General features: G+C 67.5%; 21 protein-coding genes. 14 read left to right on the forward strand and 7 right to left on the reverse strand.

Annotation, left to right across the window (positions count from 1 at the left end; translation table 11 throughout):
* Nucleotides 1–57 precede the first annotated feature (57 nt).
* Nucleotides 58–612 (forward strand): hypothetical protein, encoded by a 555-nt coding sequence (locus KRX55_RS02865; protein ID WP_218406339.1) that lies wholly within the window; start codon nucleotides 58–60, stop codon nucleotides 610–612.
* Between the two features lie 82 nt (nucleotides 613–694).
* A complete protein-coding gene (locus KRX55_RS02870) occupies nucleotides 695–1,684 on the forward strand; it encodes an LD-carboxypeptidase (protein WP_218406340.1) in 990 nt (329 codons plus the stop codon).
* Between the two features lie 75 nt (nucleotides 1,685–1,759).
* Here KRX55_RS02870 and trpS read toward each other — a convergent pair whose 3' ends face one another.
* Both trpS and KRX55_RS02880 read right to left on the reverse strand, forming a co-directional pair.
* Complete coding sequence (gene trpS, locus KRX55_RS02875) at nucleotides 1,760–2,800, reverse strand: tryptophan--tRNA ligase (RefSeq protein ID WP_218406341.1); 1,041 nt, start codon at nucleotides 2,798–2,800, stop codon at nucleotides 1,760–1,762.
* Between the two features lie 143 nt (nucleotides 2,801–2,943).
* On the reverse strand, nucleotides 2,944–3,552 hold the full coding sequence (locus KRX55_RS02880) for a hypothetical protein (RefSeq protein ID WP_218406342.1): 609 nt from the start codon (nucleotides 3,550–3,552) through the stop codon (nucleotides 2,944–2,946).
* Nucleotides 3,553–3,956: 404 nt separating this feature from the next.
* On the opposite strand from KRX55_RS02880, the gene KRX55_RS02885 reads away from it, so the two are divergent.
* Nucleotides 3,957–7,238, forward strand: a complete 3,282-nt coding sequence (locus KRX55_RS02885; RefSeq protein WP_218406343.1) for a cobaltochelatase subunit CobN — start codon at nucleotides 3,957–3,959, stop codon at nucleotides 7,236–7,238.
* Between the two features lie 23 nt (nucleotides 7,239–7,261).
* Here the strand turns inward: KRX55_RS02885 and KRX55_RS02890 are convergent, their stop codons facing one another.
* The gene (locus KRX55_RS02890) at nucleotides 7,262–7,975 is read right to left on the reverse strand and encodes a hypothetical protein (protein WP_218406344.1); all 714 of its coding nucleotides are present in this window, start codon (nucleotides 7,973–7,975) and stop codon (nucleotides 7,262–7,264) included.
* A gap of 340 nt (nucleotides 7,976–8,315) precedes the next feature.
* Between KRX55_RS02890 and KRX55_RS02895 the strand changes: the two genes are divergently transcribed.
* Complete coding sequence (locus tag KRX55_RS02895; RefSeq protein ID WP_370625741.1) at nucleotides 8,316–9,224, forward strand: ATP-binding protein; 909 nt, start codon at nucleotides 8,316–8,318, stop codon at nucleotides 9,222–9,224.
* Nucleotides 9,221–10,756: a VWA domain-containing protein gene (locus KRX55_RS12005; protein WP_218406345.1), complete on the forward strand. Its 1,536-nt coding sequence runs from the start codon at nucleotides 9,221–9,223 to the stop codon at nucleotides 10,754–10,756. The genes KRX55_RS02895 and KRX55_RS12005 overlap by 4 nt, the downstream gene beginning before the upstream one ends.
* 42 nt (nucleotides 10,757–10,798) lie before the next feature.
* Here the strand turns inward: KRX55_RS12005 and KRX55_RS02905 are convergent, their stop codons facing one another.
* Together KRX55_RS02905 and KRX55_RS02910 are read right to left on the reverse strand one after the other, a co-directional pair.
* Nucleotides 10,799–11,428, reverse strand: coding sequence for an MBL fold metallo-hydrolase (locus tag KRX55_RS02905; RefSeq protein ID WP_218406346.1), 630 nt, complete (start codon nucleotides 11,426–11,428; stop codon nucleotides 10,799–10,801).
* Nucleotides 11,428–12,513 (reverse strand): S-(hydroxymethyl)mycothiol dehydrogenase, encoded by a 1,086-nt coding sequence (locus KRX55_RS02910; RefSeq protein WP_218406347.1) that lies wholly within the window; start codon nucleotides 12,511–12,513, stop codon nucleotides 11,428–11,430. Before KRX55_RS02910 ends, KRX55_RS02905 begins: the two co-directional genes overlap by 1 nt.
* A 170-nt stretch (nucleotides 12,514–12,683) precedes the next feature.
* Here KRX55_RS02910 and KRX55_RS02915 point away from each other — a divergent pair, with 170 nt between their 5' ends.
* The 9 genes from KRX55_RS02915 to KRX55_RS02955 all read left to right on the forward strand — a co-directional run bounded on the left by KRX55_RS02915 (nucleotide 12,684) and on the right by KRX55_RS02955 (nucleotide 22,628).
* Nucleotides 12,684–13,220: a DJ-1/PfpI family protein gene (locus tag KRX55_RS02915; protein WP_218406348.1), complete on the forward strand. Its 537-nt coding sequence runs from the start codon at nucleotides 12,684–12,686 to the stop codon at nucleotides 13,218–13,220.
* Nucleotides 13,221–13,570: 350 nt separating this feature from the next.
* Nucleotides 13,571–14,722, forward strand: a complete 1,152-nt coding sequence (gene fucO, locus KRX55_RS02920) for a lactaldehyde reductase (protein ID WP_200255858.1) — start codon at nucleotides 13,571–13,573, stop codon at nucleotides 14,720–14,722.
* 270 nt (nucleotides 14,723–14,992) lie between these two features.
* Nucleotides 14,993–15,193: a hypothetical protein gene (locus KRX55_RS02925; protein WP_200255857.1), complete on the forward strand. Its 201-nt coding sequence runs from the start codon at nucleotides 14,993–14,995 to the stop codon at nucleotides 15,191–15,193.
* Between the two features lie 389 nt (nucleotides 15,194–15,582).
* Nucleotides 15,583–17,352 (forward strand): L-fucose isomerase, encoded by a 1,770-nt coding sequence (locus KRX55_RS02930; protein ID WP_200255856.1) that lies wholly within the window; start codon nucleotides 15,583–15,585, stop codon nucleotides 17,350–17,352.
* A 39-nt stretch (nucleotides 17,353–17,391) separates the two neighbouring features.
* Complete coding sequence (locus tag KRX55_RS11955; protein WP_200255855.1) at nucleotides 17,392–18,852, forward strand: rhamnulokinase; 1,461 nt, start codon at nucleotides 17,392–17,394, stop codon at nucleotides 18,850–18,852.
* A 66-nt stretch (nucleotides 18,853–18,918) separates the two neighbouring features.
* Nucleotides 18,919–19,584, forward strand: coding sequence for a class II aldolase/adducin family protein (locus KRX55_RS02940; protein WP_200255852.1), 666 nt, complete (start codon nucleotides 18,919–18,921; stop codon nucleotides 19,582–19,584).
* A gap of 46 nt (nucleotides 19,585–19,630) precedes the next feature.
* Nucleotides 19,631–21,022, forward strand: a complete 1,392-nt coding sequence (locus KRX55_RS02945) for a sugar porter family MFS transporter (protein WP_200255850.1) — start codon at nucleotides 19,631–19,633, stop codon at nucleotides 21,020–21,022.
* Between the two features lie 38 nt (nucleotides 21,023–21,060).
* Entirely contained in the window at nucleotides 21,061–21,486 is a 426-nt protein-coding gene (locus tag KRX55_RS02950; protein WP_200255848.1) for an RbsD/FucU family protein, read from the forward strand.
* A gap of 128 nt (nucleotides 21,487–21,614) precedes the next feature.
* A complete protein-coding gene (locus KRX55_RS02955) occupies nucleotides 21,615–22,628 on the forward strand; it encodes a LacI family DNA-binding transcriptional regulator (RefSeq protein ID WP_200255846.1) in 1,014 nt (337 codons plus the stop codon).
* Here the strand turns inward: KRX55_RS02955 and KRX55_RS02960 are convergent.
* The gene (locus KRX55_RS02960; RefSeq protein WP_218406349.1) at nucleotides 22,615–23,526 is read right to left on the reverse strand and encodes an exodeoxyribonuclease III; all 912 of its coding nucleotides are present in this window, start codon (nucleotides 23,524–23,526) and stop codon (nucleotides 22,615–22,617) included. The genes KRX55_RS02955 and KRX55_RS02960 overlap by 14 nt on opposite strands.
* A 106-nt stretch (nucleotides 23,527–23,632) precedes the next feature.
* Nucleotides 23,633–24,859: an MFS transporter gene (locus KRX55_RS02965; RefSeq protein WP_248113357.1), complete on the reverse strand. Its 1,227-nt coding sequence runs from the start codon at nucleotides 24,857–24,859 to the stop codon at nucleotides 23,633–23,635.
* Nucleotides 24,860–25,010 lie beyond the last annotated feature (151 nt).

Genomic DNA, 25,010 nt, shown 5'->3' on the forward strand with positions numbered 1-25,010 from the left:
GAGTTCATCTTCACAGCCTTCGCACCGAGCGCACCGGGACGGACGAGCACCACCGCAGTGCGGCGGATCCCGAGGCCGTCCGCATCTCGGTCGAGACCCCGGGGTGCCCCCTCCCCAACCACGCTCAGCCGCACCCTCCCCGCCGGGGGAGACACCTTCGCGGCCGGTGAAGACGCGGAGTCCACCGCCACCGTCGACACCGACGGGGCCCGGGTCGAAGATACGGTTTCGTTCTACAGCGGCGACGTCCTCCCGGACACCGCGGAACCCGACCCCGACATGAAGGCCACGGCTCTCCGGCACACGTTCACCACGCCGGGCAAGGTCACCGTTCACGCGGTGTCCAGCGGCAGGGAGGTCCGTACCGGTGACGTCACCACCGCGACCTACACCTACGCTCCAGCCTCCGGTACTCACCGTGGCACCCCGCGACATCGTGGTCCCCGCCCCGGCGGGGGAGACGGCGCCTCCGCCGATGGGGTCGGGGCGGTGCTGCAGAAACTGTCCGGTTCTCTCGGAAACACCTCATTCACAGACTTCTTCAGCGGTATCATCAGTGCGATCCGGGCCTTATCCACCGGTTTCGGGAAGCGCCGATTCTCTCTTCCCTGAGCGTGGGGTCCGTTCGCGGTACCCTGCCGGACCCGACGTCCGTTCGCGGCCGGACCCCGGGGCGCGACGTACACTGCTCTCCATGAGGATCGCCGTGCTCTCCCCCGCGTTCGCCGTACCTGCCGTGTTCCCGGGGATACACGAGCAGGCCATGAGGCGGATGCGGGAACTCGGATGGGACCCCGTCGAGTATCCGACGACGAGACAGCTCGGTGCGGCCCCCGCAGCCCGGGCGGCCGACATCCACGCCGCGTTCACCGATCCCTCGATCGACGCGGTCTTCGCCACCATCGGCGGAAACGACCAGATCACCGTGATTCCGCATCTCGACGCCGATCTGATCGCGGCACGCCCGAAACAGTTCTTCGGATACAGCGACAACACCAACCTGCACAATTTCCTCTATACCCTGGGCATCCCCAGCATCTACGGAGGTTCCACGCAGGTGCACCTCGGGTCGGGCACCGGCATTGACGACGCCCACCTCCGCACCCTGCGCGCCGCTCTCGCCGGGGACAGCATCGAACTGACCGCACCCTCGTGGGGCGCGAGTGTAGGGATAAGCTGGGAGGATCCCCGGTCGCTCACCGAGGACGGCCCCCGCCACACCCCGATCCCGTGGCAGTGGTCCGGCCCTGCGGAACGCGTCAGCGGCCGCACCTGGGGTGGGTGCATTGAGGTGCTCAACCAGATCGCCATCGCCGGACGACTGCCCGAACGTATCGACGGCGCGGTGCTCCTGCTCGAGGCGTGCGAAGATCTCACCCCCGCCGGGCGCATCAATGACATCGTGCGGGCGTTCGGCGAACGCGGTTTCCTGCAGCAGGCGGCGGGCGTCCTCGTTGCTGCGCCGCCCACCACCAATCTCGAGGGGCGCACCCTGGACCCGGACACCTGGCGCGACACCGTGCTCGGCACCATTGACCACTATGCCCCGCACGCGGTGTGCTGCTTCGGGGTTCCTTTCGGCCACACCCTGCCACAACTGGTCGTACCCTACGGAGGGCGTGTCACCCTCGACGGGCGACAACAGCGCATCTGGGCTCACTACGAGGTCACCGGACGCTGCTGACCCCCCACAACGCGCGCGACGGCCGCGAACCTCCGGGAGGCGCGGCCGTCGATACGCTGACGCGGGGATGCTGCGCTAGGTACGGCGCAGGAAACCGATGTTCTCGTAGACGTCGGCGAGCGTGCGGGAGGCGATCTCGCGGGCATGATCCGCCCCCTGGGCGAGCACGCGCTCCAGCTCGGCGCGGTCGGACATGTACATGTCGTACTTCGCGCGCAGCGGGGTGACGAAAGCCTCGAGGGCCTCGGCGGTGTCCTTCTTCAGGTCGCCGTATCCGGAGCCCTGGTAGCCGGCCACGAGATCATCGATACTGGTTCCGGTGAGCCCCGACTGGATGACCAGGAGGTTGGACACGCCCGGCTTGTTTTCCTTGTCGAAGCGGATCTCACCGTCGTTGTCGGTGACGGCGCTGCGGATCCGCTTGGCGGAGACCTTCGGGTCATCGAGCAGGTTGATCAGGCCCTTGGGGTTGTCCCCAGACTTGCTCATCTTCGATGTCGGGTCCTGCAGATCGTAGATCTTCGACGCACCGGTCGGGATGAATCCCTCCGGCACCGGGAACGTCTTCCTGAACCGGCCGTTGAACCGCTCCGCGAGGTTGCGGGTGAGCTCCAGGTGCTGCCGCTGGTCCTCTCCCACGGGCACGAACTGCGGACGGTAGAGCAGGATGTCCGCGGCCATGAGCATCGGGTAGGCGAACAGTCCGGCGGAGGTGCGGTCCGCACCCCGCTTGGTCGACTTGTCCTTGAACTGTGTCATGCGGGAGGCCTCACCGAAGCCGGTCAGGCAGGTGAGCACCCACGCGAGTTCGGCGTGCTCCGGCACATGGGACTGCACGAACAGGCTGGACTTCTCCGGGTCGATGCCGAGGGCGAGGAGCTGGGCGGCACCGCCGACGGTGCGGGCGCGCAGCTCCTTCGGGTCCTGGTCGACGGTGATGGCGTGGAGGTCCGGGATGAAGTAGAACGCCTCGAACTCGTCCTGCAGGTTGATCCACTGCTTCAGCGCACCCAGGTAATTGCCCAGGTGATAGGAATCGGCGGTCGGCTGGATGCCGGACAGCACACGCTGTCTCGTGGTGGGTCGGTCCTGCCCGGAGGCGTTCTGTTCACTCATGGGAACCACTGTAGTCCGGGCCGGTTTCCGGGCTCAACGGAAGGTGCCGGTCGGCGTTCCCCGCGTGTCGACACTCGCCCGGATCCGGTCCTCCCCCGGTTTCCCGCCCGCCGCGCGGGGTCGGCACCGGCCGGGGCGAACCGTCAGTCCGCCGTCACCCCGGGGCTGAGGCGGCGACGCAGGGAGGTGGTGAACCTCTGCGAGAGCTTGAATGACTGGGTCGGCAGTTGTCCGCTGGCGGGGATGACGAGGAACATCATCTGCCGTACGTAGCTGTACTCCTCGACGGTGAAGGTCACGGTCGCGCGACCCGGGGAAGTGGCCGCGTAGTCGATCCGGTACCGGTCGAGCCCGGTCCCGACGATGTCGCTGAGCTCGTACCAGATGCTCTCGTCACTCTCACCGACCCGATCCAGTTTGATCCCCGACTTCCGGAGAACGTCAGCGGATTCCTCGGCCGCCTCGGACACCTCGTCGAACGTGAGGGACGTCTCCTCGGAGAACTCCACCAGCTCGTACTTCTTCGCCAGGGACATGAATGTGGTTCCCTCGAACCGGTCATCGACCCCTTCTGCAGGGATGGTCGCCTCATAGGCGGTTCTCGCCTTCAGGGCCATACCCCCGAAGACGGCGGCCACCAACAGTGCCATCACGATGTCGCCGTCCTTCAGACAGAGCAGGACGAAGATCGCCCCGATCCCGGAGACACCGTAGAAAACCCACTTCAATACCTGATTGATGGCCTGATTCATGACGATCCTCAGCGGGGAATTCCCCTGTCTGTGCTGCGCGGATCCACGGAAGGGCGGGGACACGCTCCCGGCGAGCCCCCCCCCCACGGGGAACACCGGGAGACGGACCGAAAAACGCCCGACCGGCGGATTATGGTTCGTCACCGAGTCAACGCCGATTCCCCGGGACCGACAATCGGGTGGCCCCGATCAGGTTCGCCTGTAGGAGTTCTCAAGCCATTTCTCACCAGCACTTTCCGACATCCGCCGGGCCGGTCCTTACTCATCGACGGTATCCACCGGAGCACCATCCACCGGCTCCCGCGGGATCCTGAACTGCAGCTCATGCCCGCGGCTCCGGAGCATTACAGTGGATACCGTCCTCCCGTCCCGACCTCGTCCCCGCCCACGGAGCCGCACCACACATGACCACCACCATCGTCGCCTGGGGTTTCACCGGCCCGGCGCTACTGACCATCGGACGCGCCGCCGACGAGCTGGACCGGGAGCACGGCATCCGCCTGATCCGCGTGCCCCTCGACGAGGACCTGCCCCCGCAGGCGGACGTGGTGTGGGTGCAGGGGGCGATGAATCCGATGCTCGGCGAACGGATCCTCGCCGCGGTTGGTGGACGGCCCCTGTTCTCCTCACCGCCCGTGGCACAGTCCCTCCAGATCGCCACGGCACACGGCACCGGGATGGGGCGTCCGCCGAGGAATCCCTCGCCGGAGGCCCGGATCGCGCTCGCGCTGCGGCTGGTCACGCCGGGCCGTCTGGTGCACGCGGGCCGACTGTCGGCCCTGGTCGCGGGCCACACCGATGTCGACCCGGGGCCGATGCCCGACGACATCCCCCGGGGCATCTTCGACACCGGTCGCGGGCCCGAACACCCGGTGGGTACCTGCGGGATCATCGGCACCGGCCTGAACGTCGCCGCGGGCGACGCCGACTATCTGCGCACCATCGCCCGCGCCCTCAACAGTCTGGACGTCGCCACCTGCACGTGGCTCGGTTCCCCGGAGGACATGCCGGGCGACATGAAGAACCGGGTGGACGTGTGGCTGAATCTCACCGGCTTCACCGCCTGCGGCAACCACGGTGCCCCCGCCACGGACAAGGGCACCGCACTCGCGGAGGAGACGGACGCGCAGCTGCTGACCCCGGTCCCCCTGCAACGCGGCACGCTGTCGGACTGGCGCGCGGACCCCGGGCCGGTGGGCCTGTGGCCCGCGGCGGTGAGCATGAACATCGCCGTGCCCGAGCTCGAGGGCGCCACGGTGCCCTGGGTGTTCATGGGCCGCGACGCGGACACGAACCACCTCACCCCGGACGACACGGCGGTCGCGCGCCTGGCGGAACGGGTGCGGCGCACCATCGACCTACGCCGGGCACGACCCGCCGACCGGAAGGTCTCGGTGACGATCTTCGGCTACGACGGCGACGGCACCATCGGCACCGCCGCTCAGCTCGACGTCTTCGCCTCCCTCCACGCGCTCCTGCGTCGGCTGAAGGAGGAGGGCTACACCGTCGAGGTACCGGACACCGTCGAGGAACTGACGGACATCCTCGTCGGCGACGGCGCAGGCGGGGCACGCTCGCAGGCCAGTGAGCTCGCCCGGTGGCGGGCGCCTGAGTACGCGAAGGTGCTGGGTGAGCACGCCGCACGCATCAACGGCCCCTGGGGGCGACTGCCCGGCACCGTGGACACCGACGGCCGCGACCTGATCATCCGGGGAGCCCGCTTCGGCAACGTCATCGTCGGCGTGCAGCCGCAGTTCGGGGACGTGTCAGACCCGGCTGAACTGCTCATGGCGAACGACTCCACACCGTCGCACAGTTTCGCCGCCTACTACCTGTGGCTGGAACACGTCTTCGGCCACGACGTGATGCTGCACTTCGGCACACACGGCGCACTCGAGTTCATGCCCGGCCGCCAGACCGGGCTCGCCGCCACCGACTGGCCGGTCCTGCTCACCGGCTCGGTACCGCACCACTACCTGTACGTGATGGCCAATCCCGGCGAGGGAACCATCGCGAAACGGCGCGCCGCGGCGAGCCTCGTCACCTACCTCACCCCACCGCTGGCGGACGCCGGTCTCTACGGCGCGCTGGACGAGCTGGCCGAGCTTCTCGACGCCCATCTGTCCTCCGGCACGGGACCGGAACCGGTGCCGCGGGAGATCACCGACGCCGCGCTCCGCGCGGACTTCAGCGAGGAACAGGCGCAGGATCCGGCCGGGCTGCGGCGCGAACTGGAACGGGTGCGCCGCTCCCCCATCGCCCTCGGCCTGCACACCGTGGGGCGTCCGATGGAGCGGCGGCAGACGGCCCGCTCCCTGGAACTCGCCGCCACATACCTCGCGGAAACCGGCGAGCCGGAGCGCACGGCGATCCTCGCTGACCTGGAGCAGAAACTGCAGTCCAACACCGAGCTGGACGCCCTGGTCCGGGCCCTCGCCGGCGGCTACACCCCACCGGTCGTCGGTGGTGACCCGGCCCGCCGCCCCGACGCCCTGCCGACGGGTCGGAACCTGCACGCCATCGACCCCGTCTCCGTCCCCTCCGCCTCCGCCATCGCGCGGGGCAGGAAGACCGCGGAGCAGCTCATCGCCGCGCACGTCGACGCGCACGGGAGCTTTCCGGAGTCGGTGGCGATCGTGCTGTGGGGCATCGACAACATCAAGACCGGCGGCGAGGGCCTCGCCCAGGCGTTCGCGCTGCTCGGCGTGGAACCGGTCGCCGGACCCCGGGGCCGGGTGGACACCTTCCGCATCCTCTCCCCCGAAGAGCTCGGCCGCCCCAGGGTCGATGTGGTGTGCACCCTGTCCGGCGTGTGCCGCGATGTGCTGCCGCAGCCTGTGCAGCTCCTCGACGAGGCGGTGCGCGCCGTTGCGGCGCTCGACGAACCCGATGAACTCAACCCTCTGGCGGCCCACGCCCGCGCCCACGCCGAGGAGATGGACACCACGGCGGTGGAGGCCGCGACCCGGATCTTCTCCGCTGCGGCCGGGTCCTACGGCACCGGGGTGAACAAGCTGGTTCAGGCCGGCGACTGGGACGGTGGGGAGGATCTCGCCGAGATGTACCTGACCCGCATGGGCCACGCCTGGGGCACCGGATCCGACGGCGCGGACGCGGGCGCGGTCCTGCGGAAGGTGCTCGGCACCGTCGATGCCACCTTCCAGAACGTCGACTCGGCCGAGACCTCCATCGCCGGAATCGACCACTACTTCGAGTTCCTCGGCGGGGTTACCGGTGCGATCACCCAGATCCGGGGCGACGCGCCGGCGTCCTTCGTCTCCCAGTCGTGGGCGGCCGACGTCAACGTCGGCACGCTCCGGGACGCGATGCAGCTCGAATCACGCACCCGGCTGCTCAACCCGAAGTGGGTCGAGGGGCAGCTCGCCCACGGCTACGCCGGAGTCGCTCAGGTTCGGACCCGGCTCGAGAACACCTTCGGCATGCAGGCCACCACCGGCACCGTCGACGGCTGGGTTTTCGACCGCGCCGCAGAGAATCTCCTCCTTGACGAGGACGTGCGCGGGCGCATGCAGCGGGCCAACCCCGCGGCGGTGAACTCCATGACCAACCGCCTGCTCGAGGCCGCCGACCGGGGACTGTGGGACGCCGACCGGGACACGCTCGACCGGTTGGAGGACATCGCCGACCGGCTGGACGGGGTGCTGGAGGGTATCGAGGAGGTGTGAGCGGGGACGACGCCGGGAGACCGTCATGGCTTGGCGTCAAGTATCTCCCGCACCCTGGAGCGGTAACTGAGGAACGTGTGCAGGTCCCGGTCGAGCATCGCAGCCAGATGCATGGTGTCCTCGTGCGCCTCCATCGCGGTCACCCGCACCCGCTGCCCCGGTAGGGGAAGCCCGTTGATCAACGGCCCGTGGTGGGCGACCCTGTTACGGAGTTCGTTGACCCTGCTGACAACGGCGAAGGCGTACTCCCGGTTCCGGTGTTGATTCTCGGCCCTCGCCAGGGCACGACCTCCGGGAAAAGCCTTGTCGAGAACACCACGCCACAGCACCTCGTAATCGCATTTGATCCGCCGTGGTTTCTTTCCCGTGTAGCTCCCTGCGTCGAGCAATCCACGCCAGAAACCGAACATGCACTGTGCGACGAGCCTGTCCGCGGTCTTCTCTCCCGTGATTCTCCGCCAGGCTGTGCTGAGGGTGTTCGGGGACCGGTCATCGAGTGGCATGCCTGTGTTCCTGTACCACTCACAGCCCCATTCATCCTTCAGTCGGGCGGACATCGCGTTGCGCAACGCCACCTCGAGAATCACGAGGTCCGCGGAGAAGGCCGCCGCCAGCTCACGGCCCCACAGGTACAGTGCCCGTGCCCGATCACTGTCCCCCTCGGCGGCAGCCACGTAGGTTCCCATCCGCACCGGTCCGATCGACCGGTCCAGTGCGACCCGGTGTTCAGGCAGCATGTCCACTTGATTCAACCTCCAGAATCGGAGTAGCCTTTCTGACGCAGTCCCCAGCGCACGCCTCTGCCGAACCCGAGTCGGTATGCAGCTGGGGTTTCTTTTTGCCCAGTGCAGATCAGCGGGTCTGAAGCGTCTCCCACCTCCATGGAGACCGTGAGGGGGACGGCGCGGTACCCCGACTGCCCGGTGACCGCCCGTGATCACACTTCACGCAGCTCACGGCAACGGGCGTTCCCGGGGGATGCCGGTGCACATGGCAGCGTGACGACCGGAGCCACGGTTCCCCCGGCGAGGTACCCTGATCCCGTACATCACCGTCCGCCGACAAGGAGCCCGACCAGTGCCCACCTACCCGTTCACCGGAATCGTCGGCCAGGACGAGATGAAGACCGCCCTGCTGCTGTGTGCGGTGGATCCACTGATCGGTGGTGTGCTCGCGCTCGGCGACCGGGGCACCGGGAAGACCACCACGGTGCGTGCTCTCGGAGCCCTTCTGGAAGGGGCGGGACTGAGCACTCCGGTGGTGGACATGCCGCTGGGTGTGACGGAGGACCGCGTGATCGGTTCCCTCGACATCGACGCCGCCCTCGCCCGCGGGGAGACGAAGTTCCGCCCGGGGCTGCTGGCTGACGCACACGGCGGTTTCCTCTACATCGACGAGATCAACCTGCTCGACGACCACCTGGTGGACGTGCTCCTCGATGTCGCGGCGTCCGGGGTGAACATCGTGGAGCGTGAGGGCGTGTCACACACCCATCCGGCGCGCTTCGTGCTCGTGGGATCGGGAAATCCGGAGGAGGGGGATCTGCGGCCGCAGCTGCAGGACCGGTTCGGGTTGGCGACGTGGGTCACCACCATCACCGATCCCGCGGTCCGCCTGGAGATCGTACGCAACCGTCTGGCCTTCGACCGTGACCCGGATTCCTTCCTGGAGTCCGTGTCCGCCCGGCAGGATGAGCTGGGTGAGCGGGTGGTGGCCGCCCGCGGCCTGCTGCCCGATGTGACGCTCGATGACGGGCTGCTGGCACGGATCATCGAGGTCTGTGCCGCCGCGGGCACCGTCGGGCACCGGGCTGAACTCGTGGTCAGCCGTGCGGCCGCGGCGCACGGCGCGCTCGAGTCCAGGTCCTCGGTCGAGGAGCGGGACGTGCGCGCCGTCGCGAAGCTGTGTCTGCGGCACCGTGTCGTCCGCGAGGCCTTCGAGACGCCCGCGGACGTGGAGGAACGGCTGGATTCGGTGCTGGCGTGATCTCCACCGATCTGCACCGTTGGCTGGATGGCTGGGCCCGTGCACCGCGGGTGGGGCTGGTGGTCACCGGCGATCCGGCCCTCGTCGACGCCGCATGGCCGACGCTCCGGGAACTCGCCGGTGGCGTGTCGGTCACGCCCGGGATGGAGCTGCCGGAGATCAACCGGACCACCCGGACCGCACGGACCGCGGTGGTGGCCCACGGTGACGTGCTCGCCACGGAGCAGGCCGCCGCGATCACGAGCCCCCGGGTGCTCGTGCGTGCGGCGGATCTGACCGAGGTGCCGGGTGCGCTGATGGACCGCTGCCACCTGATCCTCCCGTTGACGGACGACGGTGGCGGCGACCCGGTCGCGGTGCTCCGTTCGCTTCTCGACGGCACAGGCGTGCTCGGGGAAATGACCGCGGGTGGTTCTCCCCGCGCGGAGGTGCCGGTCGAGCGGATCGTGGATCTCCTCACCGCTGCCGGGCTGGCTGCCCACTGCCTCGATGTCCCGGCCGCCCGTTTCGCCGCGGCACTCGCGCGGGCCGGAGCAAGTGAGGATGAGATCCTGGCCGCGGTGCACGCGCTGATCGTCGCACCCCGGGTGCCGGACTCCCCACCACCGGCACAGCAACCGCCGCCACCTGACGAGCCCACAGAGGAACCGGAGCCTCCGGAGGACACGGAGCCGGATCAGGAACCGGAAGAGAAACCGGAACCGCCGCGTCCCCGGGACGTGGAGGAACCGCCACAGGACGCCGACGGGGAGGAGTCCCCTCCCCCGCCACCGCGACTCGGCCGGGGGCGGGCCCGCGGACCGCGCTGGCCGGGCGACGGGGGCGCACTCGAGCCTTCCCGGACACGCGGACGGCCGCGCCGCTCCGTGGCGATGCGGAATCCGGGTGAGTCCCTCGCACTGTCGCCGACGCTCGCGACCGCGGCCCCCTGGCAGCCGGTCCGGCGACGCGCGAACCCGGACGATCCCCGCGGTGTACTCCTGGAACGGGACGATCTGCGCACCCAGGTGCGCCTGTCCCGGGGCGGCGAGCTGGTCGTCATCGTCGTCGACGCGTCGGGGTCGATGGGCGTCGGGGCGATCCGCACGGCGAAGGCCGTGGCGCTGGGTGTGCTGGAACAGGGCTACCGGCAGCGGAACCGGGTCGCGATTGTCATCGCCCGCGGTCGGGAGGCCTACGTCGGGCTCCCCCCGACTAAGTCCGTGTCCCGCGCCCGCGACTGCGTGCGTTCACTTCCGACCGGTGGCGGTACACCGTTGGCGTCGGCCCTGCTGCTGGCGGCCCGGATCGCCGGAAGGCAGGATCCCGGGCGGGTCCGCGCGCTGATCCTCACGGACGGTGCCGCGAACGTCGGCCTCAACGCGACGGGAAAGGAGGCCGCCCGCGCAGACGCGGTGCGGGCGATACGGTTGCTCGCAGCCGTGGTCAGCGCCGTCGACGTCGTTCCGCTGAACGCGGGTCGGGGACGGCGGCGCCGCCGGCAGCCCGGCGCCGGGGACATCGGGTGGCTGCGGGCGGCCACGGGAACATGAGGCAGCGGTGCCGGTCGGTGACGGCGGGAAGACCCGGCTCTCTCAGTGTCCGCGCTCGATCCACTCCCGCAGATGCGGCTTCTCCACACCGATGCTCGTCTCCTCACCGTGTCCGGTCTTGACCACGGTCTCGTCGGGCAGGGTGAACAGCCGCCCGCGGATGGACTCGATGATGGTGTCGAAGTCGGAGTAGCTGCGTCCGGTGGCCCCCGGTCCGCCGTTGAACAGGGTGTCCCCGGAGAACACGACGCCGAGGGACTCCGCGTGGAAGCAGGTCGATCCCGGGGAGTGCCCGGGGGTGTGGAGTGCGGTGAGGGTCGTTTCCGCGATGTCGAAGGTGTCGCCGTCCGCGATCCGGTGATCGGGGGTCGTGCCGGGGAACACCTTCTCCCAGAGCACCTGGTCCTCCGGGTTCATGTGAATGGGCGCGTCGACGAGCTCAGCGAATTCGCGGGCGTAGCGGATGTGATCGTCGTGACCGTGGGTGAGCAGAATCCTCGTGACCCTCCGGTCGCCCACCGCCTCCCGGATGGCTGCGGGGTCGTGGGCGGGGTCGATGACGATGACCTCTGTGTCATTCCCGATGATCCAGACGTTGTTGTCCACCTCCCACGTTCCCCCGTCGAGGGAGAAGGTGCCGGAGGTGACGACGTTCTCGATGCGCGCGGCCATCACAGCTCCACCACCGAACGCAGTACCGTGCCGTTGCCCATTTTGTCGAAGGCCTCCTCGATGTCGTCGATGCCGATGCGCTCGCTGACGAACGCATCCAGATCCAGTCTGCCCAGTTTGTACTGTTCCACCAGCATCGGGAAGTCCCGCGACGGCAGGCAGTCGCCGTACCAGGAGGACTTCAGTGAGCCTCCGCGCGCGAAGACTTCCAGGAGGGGCAGTTCCAGTTTCATGTCCGGGTTGGGCACCCCGACCAGGACGACACGACCCGCCAGATCGCGGGAGTAGAAGGCCTGCTCGTAGGTCTCCGGGATCCCCACGGCGTCGATGACGACGTCGGCGCCGAATCCGCCGGTGGCCTCACGGATGGCCGCGACAGGATCGGTGTCACCGGAGTTGACGGTGTGTGTGGCCCCGAGTTCCCGGGCCGTGGCCAGTTTCCCGTCATCGAGGTCCACGGCGATGACGGTCGTCGCACCGGCGAGCTGTGCCCCCGCGATGGCCGCGGTACCGACCCCACCACAGCCGATGACGGCGACGGATTCTCCGCGCCTGATCTCCCCGGTGTTGATGGCCGCGCCGATACCGGCCATGACGCCGCAGCCCAGAAGCCCGACGGCGGCGGCGTCGGCGTCCGCGTCGACCGGGGTGCACTGGCCCGCCGCGACGAGGGTCTTCTCGGCGAAGGCACCGATCCCGAGGGCCGGGGACAGTTCCGTTCCGTCCTCGAGGGTCATCTTCCGGGTCGCGTTCGCGGTGTTGAAGCAGTACTGCGGTTGCCCCTTGGCGCAGGCGCGGCACTGCCCGCAGACGGCCCGCCAGTTGAGGATCACCCGGTCGCCGACGGCGACATTGGTCACGCCCTCCCCTACCTCCGCGACGACCGCGGTGGCTTCGTGCCCGAGGAGATAGGGGTACTCGTCCCCGATCCCACCGAGCTTGTAGTGCAGGTCGGTGTGGCAGACCCCGCAGGTGAGCACGTCCACCACCACCTCTCCCGGTCCCGGGTCGGGGACATTGATGGTGACGGTTTCCACGGGGGCATCCTTGGCCCTGGATACGACCGCTCTCACCTTGTACGGCACGACAACCACTCCAGACTTCCGGGACTCGGTGCTACGGACGTCGGCCACCCTACCAAGGGTGTCCCAGTCGGCAACGGGGGCACCGACTCCGGGGATGCCGGTGCCGCTGACGGAGTCGACTGAGCCTCGCCTGCATGGCGGGGTTCCGCTGAGGTACCTAACCTCATGGCATGACCGACAAGAAAAAGATCATCATTGTTTCCACCGACTTCGGCACCGAGCAGGCGGAGATCGTGCAGCCCGCCGACAAGCTCCGGGCTCTCGGCCACGACGTCACCGTCGCGACCCCCACCGGCGAGGACGTCCGGACACTCGAGGGCGACAGGGAACCGGCATCCGTCATCCCGACCGATGTCCGGCTCAGCGAGGCCGTCGGCCCGTTCGACGTCGTCGTGCTGCCCGGAGGCACCCTCAACTCCGATGCCGCCCGCATGGATGAAGACGTCCGGGACCTCGTCAGGCGACAGGCTGACGAGGGCCGGGCCGTCGCCGCGATCTGCCACGCTCCGTGGGTTCTGATCGAGAGCGGGGTGGCGGCCGGCAAGACGATGACCGGCTACGACTCGGTACGCACGGACCTGCGCAACGCCGGCGCCACCGTCGTGGACGAGTCGGTGAAGGTCTGCACGGCGAACGGCTGGACGCTGATCACCTCCCGTACCCCTCGGGACCTCGACAACTTCATCGATGCGATCGACCGACTCTGATCCTTCGCGGGCGCCGGAGAACCGCTGACCGGCGGGGACAATCCCATCCCCTTCCGCTCCCCGGTTCCCCGCCGCCCCGGACCGGCCCGCCGCCCGACTGGGGAAGATCTTTCCCTGCTGTCGGGTGCCGCCTCCACGGCGGATACCTCAGGTGACACGAAGCTCGCCCACTGGGAACGGTCACATTCACTCCGCAGGCGTATAGTCGTTATCGCGTCCGGTTGCTCTGAAGGACTTGTTTCCAGCGTGTGGTTGAGACAGGTCCGATCATCTCCGGACGGCCGCCCGGGACCCCGGTCGGCGAACGGACCTGACCCGGGCCACCCCCGTGGCCCAGAAAGTCGAAACCCATGACGCACAGAATGATCTTCAACCAGACCTCCTACTTCGGTCGCGGTGCGATCTCCAACCTCGTCCCCGAGCTGCGCTCCCGCAACCTGAACAAGGTGCTGCTCATCACCGATGCGATCCTCCTGGAGACCGGGGTGACCGCGAAGATCACCGATCTGCTCGACGACGCCGGATTCCCCTACGAGATCTTCAGCGACGTCCGCCCCAATCCCCCCGTGGAGAACGTCAAGGCCGCGGTCGAGGTGTTCAGGGAATGCGGTGCGGACGCACTGATCGGACTCGGTGGCGGCTCACCGCAGGACACCGCCAAGGCGGTGGGCATCATCGCCGCCAACCCCGAATTCGCGGATGTCATCTCCCTCGAGGGTGTCGCGGACACCAAGAACCCCTCGGTGCCGATCATCGGCATCCCGACCACCGCCGGGACCGCCTCGGAGACGACGATCAACTACGTCATCACCGACACGGACAACCAGCGGAAGTTCGTGTGCGTCGATCCGCACGACATCCCCGTCCTGGCGATCGTGGATCCCGATCTGACCGATTCGATGCCCCGTGGACTCAAGGCCGCGACCGGACTCGACGCACTGACTCACGCGATCGAGGGGTACATCACAAAGGGAGCCTGGGAGCTGTCGGACTCGGTCCACATGACCGCGATCCGGATGGCCGCGGAGAACCTCGAGAAGTCCCTCGAGGGCGACGCGGAGGCCGGCGAGAAGATGGCCTACGCCAGCTACATCGCGGGCATGGGCTACTCCAACGTCGGCCTGGGACTGGTGCACGGCATGGCCCACCCGCTGGGCGGCCGCTACGGCGCGCCCCACGGTGTCGCCAACGGCATTCTCCTCGCCCCGGTCATGCGCTACAACGCCGAGTACTCCGGGGAGAAGTACCGCGACATCGCCGACGCATTCGGTGTCAAGGGAGCCTACGACATGCCGCTCGAGGAGGCCCGCAAGGCGGCGTGCGACGCGGTCGCCGATCTGACCGTGCGCGTCGGCAACCCGACCAAGGTCTCCGAGGTCGGGGTCGACGAGTCCGGCCTGGACGCCCTCGCCGACGACGCGTTCGCCGACGTCTGCACCCCGGGCAACCCGCGTGAGGCCACCCGCGACGAAATCCGCGAGATCTACGCCTCGCTGCTCTGATTCAGGTACGGGTACCACACCCTCGTCCAGGGGTGAGACGGTACCTGCCGTAACCGGCCGCCCACCCGGACCCGATCCGCTGCGCCCGCCCAAGGCGGGCGTGCGGTGATCCACTCCACGGACACCGGGCCGGCGGCCTGTTCGCGGCTCCACGACCGCGGCCGGGCCGCCGGCCCGGTCAGAACACGGGACGAGCGATTCCGTACACCACCGGCGCGGTGGATCCGGACCCCCTCCGGTGGTCTTTCTTTTCTTGCTACTGTTTCCGTCATGAAGCGGCGCAACGGCATAACCAGAGCTGAACTGACAATCTCCAGCATCGCATTCGCGCTGCTGATGGCGTGGACGGCCGGGTACATCGACGCTGATCGACCCCTTGCGTCGATCGGCATCGTCGCGTTCATCTTCGTTCTGTGTCTCATCGTCTTCGGCCTGGCCGCCAAGGCCTACAGCCATTTCTTCCGCAACTAGCCGACCCCCCGGCGACACCACTCCCTCCCACATCTCCCCGCCCCGCACTCCGCAAGCCTGCGCCCGGAGGCGGGGCCCTCGTGCATTCACCGGCTCTGGCCCTGTCGGCTTCTCTCCGGGGCCGCGGTCCGCCAGGAAAAGCCCATATGTGAACGCTCCCAATCTCCTCAAGTAGTGATTGCGAACACTGGGAAACCTATATAAAGGGGCATTCAACAGGCATTATGTGACAGTGATGTGGATCACCCTTGACTTTGACGCGGCTCCTCCGTCACACTCAGGTAAGAACGTTCACATCAGTGGACGAACACAGGCTGGAGTGCTTGAAGTTGCTGTTGATAGCGCACCAACCACATGGGATCGTTCACACAACCTGGAAAGGATCCATCATGACCAACCATCCGGCAATCGGTATCCGCCCCCTCATCGACGGTCGTCTCGGCGGCGTTCGGGAGTCCCTGGAGGACCAGACCATGGAGCTCGCGCACAATGTCGCGAAGCTTCTGCGCGAGAACGTCCGCTACACCGACGGCGAGCCGGTCGAGGTCGTCATCGCCGACACCACGATCGGTGGCGCCGCAGAGGCCGCCGCCTGCAAGAAGAAGTTCGACGCCCACAACGTCGGCGCCGATCTGACCGTCACCTCCTCCTGGAACTACGTCACCGAGGTCATGGACCTCGATCCCTCCATCCCCCACGCCATCTGGGGCTTCAACGGCACCGAGCGCCCGGGCGCAGTCACCCTCGCCGCCGCACTGGCGGCCTACACGCAGCTGGGTATCCCGGCCTTCGGCATCTACGGCCACGACGTCCAGGACGCCTCCGACGACGGACTGACCGACGATGTCGTCGCGCAGATCCTCAAGTTCGCACGCGCCGCCATCGCCGTCGGCCAGATGAAGGGCCGCAGCTACCTCGCGATGGGCACCGTGTCCATGGGTATCGCCGGCTGCCGAGTCCCCGAGGTCGACATCCTCAAGTACCTGGGACTGAAGTCCGAGTACATCGACATGATCGAGTTCGACCGCCGCATCAACCAGGGCATCTACGACAAGGACGAGTACGAGATCGCCCGCAAGTGGGTGCGGGAGAACTTCGTCGAGGGTGAGAACCCCAACCCGGAGGACAAGCGACTCTCCGACGCCGAGTACGAGGAGCAGTGGGACTACATCACCAAGATGACCCTCGTCGCCAACGACCTCATGAACGGCAACCCGAAGCTCGCCGAGATGGGCTTCGCCGAGGAGGCCCACGGCCACGACGCCATCGCGGCAGGCTTCCAGGGTCAGCGCCAGTGGACGGACTACAAGCCCAACGGCGACCTGCTGGAGACCATCCTCAACACCAGCTTCGACTGGAACGGCAAGCGTCAGCCCTCCATCCTCGCCACCGAGGGTGACGTCCTCAACGGACTGGCCATGCTGCTCAACAACCTGCTCACGAACCGCGCCCAGCTGTTCAGCGACGTGCGCACCTACTGGTCGCCGGAGGCCGTCAAGCGGGTCACCGGCTACGAGCTCAGCGGACACGCGGCCAACGGTTTCGTGGATCTCCGCAACTCGGGTGCGACCACTCTGGACGGCGCCTGCGGCGCCAAGGACGCTGACGGCAACCCCACGATCAAGCCCTGGTGGGAGATGACCGACGAGGACATCGAGGCCGACATCAAGGCCAGCACGTTCCACGCGGCCATCAAGGAATACTTCCCGGGCGGCGGATTCTCCACCCACTTCAACACCCCGGGTGACCTCCCGGTCACGGCTTCCCGCCTGGTGATGGTGGATGGCCTGGGTCTCGCGCTCCAGGTCTCCGAGGGCTGGACGGTCATGGTGCCCGATGAGGTTCGCGACGCCATCGCCGACCGCACCAACCCCACCTGGCCGACCACCTTCTTCGCCCCGCGTCTCACGGGCGAGGGCGCACACCGCAGCGTCTACGACTGGATGGACAACTGGGGCGCCAACCACACGGCGACCGGCTACGGCCACTTCGGCGACGAACTGCTGACCCTGGCATCGATGCTCCGCATCCCGGTGTTCATGCACAACATCGAACCCGAGCGCATCTTCCGCCCGCGGGCATGGTCCAGCTTCGGCACCACCGATCTGGAGAGCGCGGACTTCCGGGCCTGCGCGAACTTCGGGCCCCTGTACCGCTGATCCCCCGCCCATCCCCTCACTGAAGTAAGGAAGACTGTCATGTCCCCGAGCCAGTACGCCGCCGTAGCTCTCGATCTCGGTTCGTCAAACGGCCGCGCGATCGTCGGAGTCCTCAACGGCGGAACCCTGAAAATGCAGGAGGCCCATCGTTTCCCGCACAAGGTGGACACCGTTGACGGCGCGCTGGCCTGGGACATCGACCGTCTCCTGGACGGTGCGATCGCCGGAATCACCATCGCCCGTACCCGGGTCCCGATCGCGATCGACTCCATCGGTGTCGACAGCTGGGGCGTCGACTACGCGCTCGTCAAGAAGGACGGGCAGGTCGCGCTCCCGGTGCGGTCATACCGTGACACCCGGATGGCGGAACACCGGGAGAAGTTCGCCGAGGCCCTGCCCGCGGACCGGGCCTTCGCCCTCACCGGTATCCAGCCCGCAGACATCAACACGGCGAACCAGTTGTTCGCCGACCTCCAGCAGCACCCGGAGCTCGTCGACTCCGTCGAACGGGTCCAGCTGCTCCCCGACTACTTCGCGTCCCTGCTGTGCGGGGAACAGGCCCACGGCCGCGCGATCTCATCGACCACCGGTCTGGCCACTCCGGGGGCCACCACGTGGTCGGATGAGGTTCTGGACGCCCTGGGAATCCCCCGGCGGTGGTTCTCCGAGATCTCCCGGGACTCGATGGTCCTCTGCCCGGAGACCATCACCGGGATCCCGATGGTCCGCCCCGGCGGACACGACACCGCCTGCGCCGTCCACGCCATCCCGCACGACGAGGTGTCCGCCGAGGAGTCGGTGTTCATCTCCTGCGGATCCTGGACCCTGGTCGGCGCCTGCACCGACGAACCCGTACTCAGCGACGCCTGCTTCACCAGCGGCTTCACCAACGAGGTCCGAATCGACGGCGGCATCCGCCTCCTCAAGAACATCACCGGACTGTGGATCCTGCAGGACTGCATGCGCGCCTGGCAGCAGGCGGGGAAGAGCACCGACCTCCCGGCGCTCCTGGTCTCCGCGGAATCCGCCCCGAGCATGAAAATGGTCTTCGACCCGAACGACGAGGTGTTCACCACCCCCGGTGACATGCCCGAGAAGATCCACGCCCGGATGCGGGAACTGTACGGACGGGAGCCGGAGAGCACCGGCCAGCTCATCCGCCTCATCCTCGAGTCGCTGGCCATCGCGCACGCCACCGCGATCTCCGAGGTCACGGAGCTGACCGGGGCCCGCCCCAAGGTGGTCAACATCGTCGGCGGTGGCTCCCGGAACGGTCTGCTCTGCCAGATGACCGCCTCCGCGACGGGCCTTCCGGTCTTGAGCGGGCCCGCGGAAGCCTCAGCGGCGGGCAACCTGCTCAGCCAGTTCGAGGCGATCGGCGCGATCGAGCCGGGTGAACGCGACGGGATCATACAGCGTTCGTTCACCCCCCTCCGATTCGAGCCACGTGACCCGACCCGCTGGAACGACATGCGCAGGCGTCTCGCAGAGGTCCAATGACGCACCCCGGTGCCGCCCCGTGCGGCACCGCCCCATCACTCTCATCCGATGAAAGGAACACCCAGAATGTCCCACACCGAGTACTCCCACCAGGAACTGCGTGAAGCCATCTGCAAGGTGGGTTACATGCTGTGGTCGCGGACCATGGTCGCCGCCAACGACGGCAACATCACCGCCAAGGTCGATGACAACCACATCCTCTCCACCCCGACCGGCGTCTCCAAGGGACAGCTCACCCCGGACAAGCTCATCCTCATGAACCTGGACGGCGACATCGTCGAACCCGCTCCCAGCGGGATCCACAAGCCGACCAGCGAAGTGAAGATGCACCTGCGGATGTACCGCGTGAACCCCGACATCAAGGCCTGCGTGCACGCCCATCCGCTGCACGGCACCGCCTTCGCCATCAAGGGCGAGGCGCTGACCAAGAAGATGATGCCCGAATCGGTCATCGCCATGCCGGAGATCCCGCTGGCGCCGTACGGCACCCCCTCGACCGAGGCGGTCCCGGATTCGGTGGAGCCCTTCGCCTTCACCCACAAGGTCGCCCTCCTGGAGCAGCACGGTGCACTGAGCTGGGGCTCCGATGTCTGGGACGCCTACTTCCAGATGGAGCGCCTCGAGTACACGGCGCAACTCACCTTCCTCACCCGCCTGATCGACGGCGAACGTGAACTGCCCGCAGATGAGATCGAGAAGCTCATCGGCATGCGTGCCCAGTACGGACTCTAAAGGTCCACCCACCCCCTTCCCCTCCGGACGTTGAAGGACAAAGACCATGACCCACTCATCTCCACCCAGTGCACCCGCCGCGAGCACGAAGCCCCCGCGAACCAAACCGATCGTCTACGTGTTCGCCGTTCTCGGTGGCCTCGCAGGCCTGCTCTACGGCTACGACTCGGGCGCCATCTCACTGGCGTTGCCGGACATCTCCCGGCAGTTCGGTCTGAACCCCACCGCGGAAGGTCTGATCGTGTCCTTCCTGCTGTTCGGTGCACTTCCCTCCATCGCCGTGGCGACCGCCTTCGAGAAGAAGATCGAACGGCGTAATCTCCTGGTCGTCGGCGCCATCATCTTCGGTGTCGGCTCACTGGGCTGCGCCCTCGCCCCGAACCCCGAGACGCTGATGGCTTTCCGGTTCATGCTCGGCATGGCCGCCGGTATCGCCAACATGTTCGGCCTCATCTATCTCTCTGAGATCGCCCCGGCACACCTCCGCGGCATGATGGCGTCGCTGTACCAGCTCTCCGTGAACTTCGGCATCCTGATCTCCTACGGGGTCGGCCACTACTTCTCGCTCACGGACAGGTGGCAGTGGACCCTCGGCCTCGGACTGGTGCCCGCACTCATCTTCGGCATCGGAATGGCACTGTCCCCGCAGTCCCCGAGGTGGCTGATCCGTGACGGACAGATCGAGAAGGCCCGCAAGACCCTCAGCCGTGTCCGGGAGACCAAGGAAGAGGTGGACCGTGAGGTCTCCGACATCCAGAAGTCCCTGGAGCAGCAGAGTGCCGGAATGAAGGAGCTGTTCGGCACCTTCCGCCCCGTCGTCATCCTCGCTTTCGTGCTGGTCATCTTCCAGGTCTTCACCGGTATCAACGCGGCCGTCTACTACGCCCCGAAGATCTTCGAGCACCTGGACATGGGGGTCAACGCCGGTATCATCGCCAACTACGGCGTCGGCGTCGCACTCGTGATCTCGACGCTGGTCTCCCTGCCCTTCATCGACCGGTGGGGACGGAAGAAGCTGCTGACGGTCTCACTGGCCGGACAGATCCCTCCGCTGCTGATCCTCACGTTCTTCGCGGAGTCGAACGCGACGCTCGCCATCATCGCGGTCTTCCTCTTCGTCTTCTCCTTCGGTTTCGGACTCGGTCCGGTGTTCTGGACCTACGTCCCCGAGATCTTCCCCCTACGTGCCCGCGCCCTGGGTGTCGGCATCATCACCTTCGCGCAGTACACCATGAACGCGCTGCTGTCGCTGATCTTCCCCGACCTCATCGCCGCCATCGGCACCTGGGTGTTCCTGCTCTTCGCGGTCATGAGCGGCCTGGCCGTCTGGTTCATCCTGACCCAGGTGATCGAGACGAAGGGCAAGTCCCTGGAGGAGATCGAGGAGTACTGGCAGGAGCGGGCGGACATCCCCGCCGAAGCACTGGCCACCAAGTGATCCGCTGATCCGACCGATACCGAACAGGAGTATCCACCATGCTGAACAGAATCCCGAAGATCCTGAGTCCGGACCTCGTCCATGTACTCATGGACATGGGTCACGGTGAGGAGATCGTCATCGCCGACGCCAACTTCCCGGGAGCCGAATTCAACGACCACGTCCTCCGGGCCGACGGACACGGCATTCCCGAGATCCTCGAGGCGATCCTCGAGCTCATGCCGCTCGACCCCTACAACGACTGGCAGTTCGCGTTGATGAACACGCTCGGCGATGATCCCACCCCGGAGATCTGGCCGACCTACCGGAAGATCATCGAGAACGCCGAACCCGAGCACCACACCGAGGGACATTTCGACCGCTTCGATTTCTACGACCAGGCGCGTAAGGCCCGGGCCGTACTCATCACCGGCGAAACCGCCCTCTACGGCAACATCATCCTGAAGAAGGGTGTCGTCCTCTGACCCGACGGGACCGATGACCCACGGCGCCCCACGAATCCTGAACGGGTTCTGTGGGGCGCCGTACATTCTTTTCCGTGTCCCGATTACACTGAAGGCGCCAAAACCGCAGCACCACGGAGACGATCACTGTGAAACCCGCACCGAACCGCGCGACCATGCGCGACGTTGCCGCGCTCGCCGGGGTGAGCGTCCAGACGGTGTCCCGCGTGCTCAACAACTCGGGTCCGGCTTCCGAGGCCACCAGGCGTCAGGTCGAGGACGCCGCCGCGATGCTCAAGTACGAGGTGAACCTCGCCGCACGGGCGCTCGCCTCGAAGCAGTCGAAGACGACGGGGCTCCTCGTGACAGGGGAGATCCGGCACGGCGTGGCCCGGTTGTTCTCCGCCCTCGAATCCGAACTGGCCTCCCGCGGCCGGCACATCGTGATCGCCACCTCCCCGACCGACAGCCCCAGCTCACTGCGACGGGCGATCTCCTATCTGCACGGGACGAATCCGGACGGCATGGTGGTGCTCGCCCGCACCTCCGACGTGCTCCCGGTCATCGCGGCGAAGGCACAGGTCCCCTGCACGGTCATCATCGCCGGGCGACACGAGACCAACCGGGTCTCCACGGTGTCCATCGACCAGTACGACGGAGCGATCGCCGCGAGTCAGTACATCTTCGACATCGGATGCACGTCACCGGTCTACCTGACCGGTGATCTCCGCTGGCAGGATGCACAGGTGCGACTCAACGGTTTCCGGACGGTGTGCGCCGTTAACGACACCGAGCCCGACTGGCTGATCGGCGACAGCTGGTCGAGTGCCAGCGGCTACGCGATGGGGCAGCAGCTCCTCTCGAGGGGCCTGCCCGACGCGATCGTCGCCGGCAACGACGACATCGCCATCGGTGCGATGCACGCACTGTACAAGGCGGGGATCTCGGTTCCCGACGACGTCTCGGTCGTGGGTTTCGACGACATCCCGCAGGCCAAATTCCAGAATCCCTCCCTCACCACGGTGCGGCAGGACTTCACGACCCTGGGGAGAACCGCGCTGGAGGAACTCGACAGGATCATCGCCGGGGAACCACGCAGGCACCGACAACTGCCCGCCGAACTCGTCATCCGGAAATCGACCCGCCCGCTCAGCGATACGTGACGTTCAGCGGCGAGTGGTCGGACCAGCGCAGCGCGTAGTCGCTGGCCTTGTCCACCCAGGTCTTCTCCGCCCGCTCCAGCATGGCACTGGTCGCCGCCTGGTAGTCGATGCGCCACCCGGCGTCCGTGTCGAAGGCCTTTCCACGGTAGGTCCACCAGGTGTAGGGTCCCTCCCCTTCCGGCTGCAGACGCCGTGCGACGTCGAACCACCTGGGCTCCTCCGGGATCACACGTTCGGGCAGATCTTCGCCACGGACGTAGTCGACGGCGCCGGCGAACGCCCCGGCGCCCTCCACCTGGGTGGAGTCATCGGGAAACGTGCCGAACACGGAGTCCATGAACGCGCGTTCGTCGGGCAGGAAGCCGGACTTCTTCCTGTTGGTCCGCCAGTTCTTCAGGTCCTCACGGCGGTGGCAGATGTTCCAGTCCCCGCCGATGACCATGTTCTCGTGGGCGGCGGCCTGTGCCGCCAGGACATCGGTGAACTCGTCGAGGAAGAGGTACTTCTCGTCCTGCTTGGCGGTGTCCGCGGAACCGGAGGGCAGATACAGTGACGCCACCCGGACACCGTGCGCGGCGAGGTCCGCTGCTATCCACCTGCCTGCGTCGGTGAAGGAGCCGAAGCCGATCTCGATGTCCGTCAACGGCGTCCGGGACAGGATACCGACACCGGCCCGCCCCTTGGCCACCGATTCCGCACCGGCCCAGTGCCAGCCGGCGTCCAGCGCCGGCGCGAGGGCCTCCCGCGCCTGTCTGTCGCTGGCCCGGACCTCCTGCATGAGCACGACGTCGGCGGTGGATCGCTCCAGCCAGGCGTGCAGCCCGAGGTTCTCCTCGCTCCGCTTCTTCACGGCGGCCCGGATTCCGTTGACGTTGACGGTGGTGACGGTGAAAGACATGCCCACAACGATAGTCAGCCTCCACGGCACGGACATGCCCGCCCCGGATCAGGACCCGGTGCACGGTCGCAGGCGGTTTCCCGGTCATGTGCCGCAGCTGCCGTGATCAGGACAATCGCCGGTGGCGGCGCAGTGCACGCCGTCGCAGCAGGTAGGTCGGTACCCAGATGCCGAGGGCGGTGACCGCGAGCGCCGCCCCGGCGAGCGCCGGCGCCGAGTAACCGAAGCCGTGGGCGATGACCGCGCCGCCGATCGCGGCACCGGACGCGTTCGCCGCGTTCAGCGCCGAGTGGTTGAGTGCCGCGGCGAGCGTCTGTGCGCGTCCGGCGACGTCCATCAGTCGGATCTGCAGGGCGGGAACGAGCGTGGAACCGCAGAACCCGATGATCCCGAAGTTCAGGGTGCCCAACCAGGGGCCGGACGAGGTGGCGGAGAATCCGACGAGAGCGACCGCGATGGCGACGAGGGAGGCGGCGATCCCGATCTCCAGGTTCCGGTCCGCCATCCGACCACCGACGACGTTGCCCAGGACCATGCCGATGCCGTAGGCGGCGAGCACCACCCACATCAGGTCCGGACGCATCCCCGCGTGCTCCGTCATGGTCCAGGTGATGTAGGTGTAGACGGCGAACATGCCGCCGAAACCGACGGTACCTATGGCCAGCGTCAGCCACACCTGTGATCTGGCCAGCGCCCCGAGCTCCGTCGCGGGGCGGGTCGCAGGCATCCGGGTCATGTGCGGCATCAGGCGCCACAGGGCGACGAGTGTGCCGGTGCCGATGGCGGCCACGAGTGCGTAGGCGGCCTGCCAGCCCAGCCATTCCCCGAGGGCCTGGGCCGCGGGGACACCGATCACCGTCGCGACCGACAGTCCCATACCGACGAAGGCCACGGCCCTCCCGCGCTGCCCCTCGGGAGCGAGGGAGGCCGCGGCCAGCCCGGCGATGGAGAAGTACGCTCCGTGCGGCAGCCCGGCGATGAACCTCGCGGCGAGCAGCAGATGGTAGTTCTCCCCCAGCATCGACAGCCCGTTGCCCACGGTGAAGGCGAACATGAGGATGAGGAGCAGGCGTCGCCGCGGGATCATCCCGGTCACCGCGGTGATCAGGGGCGCGCCGACCACGACGCCCAGAGCGTACGCGGAGATGATCCGCCCGGCGGCATCCTCCCCGATGGAGAAGTCGGATGCGATGAGATTCAGCAGACCCATCGACACGAACTCGGTGGTGCCGATCCCGAAGGCCCCGGCGGCGAGGGCGAGCATCGTCCACCGCCGCCGGATGTCCGAGATCTCGGTCTGGTCGGGAAGCGGGCGGCGTCTGGGTTCGGTGATTTCACGGATTCTTCGCAACTGCACGAGGGAACCGTACTCTCAACTAACGGTGTCAGCCTCACCACGCGGAGCGATCGTGGCGGAGTCGATGGGTGGGTGGTCGCTGTGAGCTGGATCCGGATCGCCCCCGAACCGGGTTGTCCCTCTGTCT

This window comes from Corynebacterium sp. TAE3-ERU16, from assembly GCF_019209935.1.
Taxonomy (GTDB): Bacteria; Actinomycetota; Actinomycetes; order Mycobacteriales; family Mycobacteriaceae; genus Corynebacterium; species Corynebacterium antarcticum.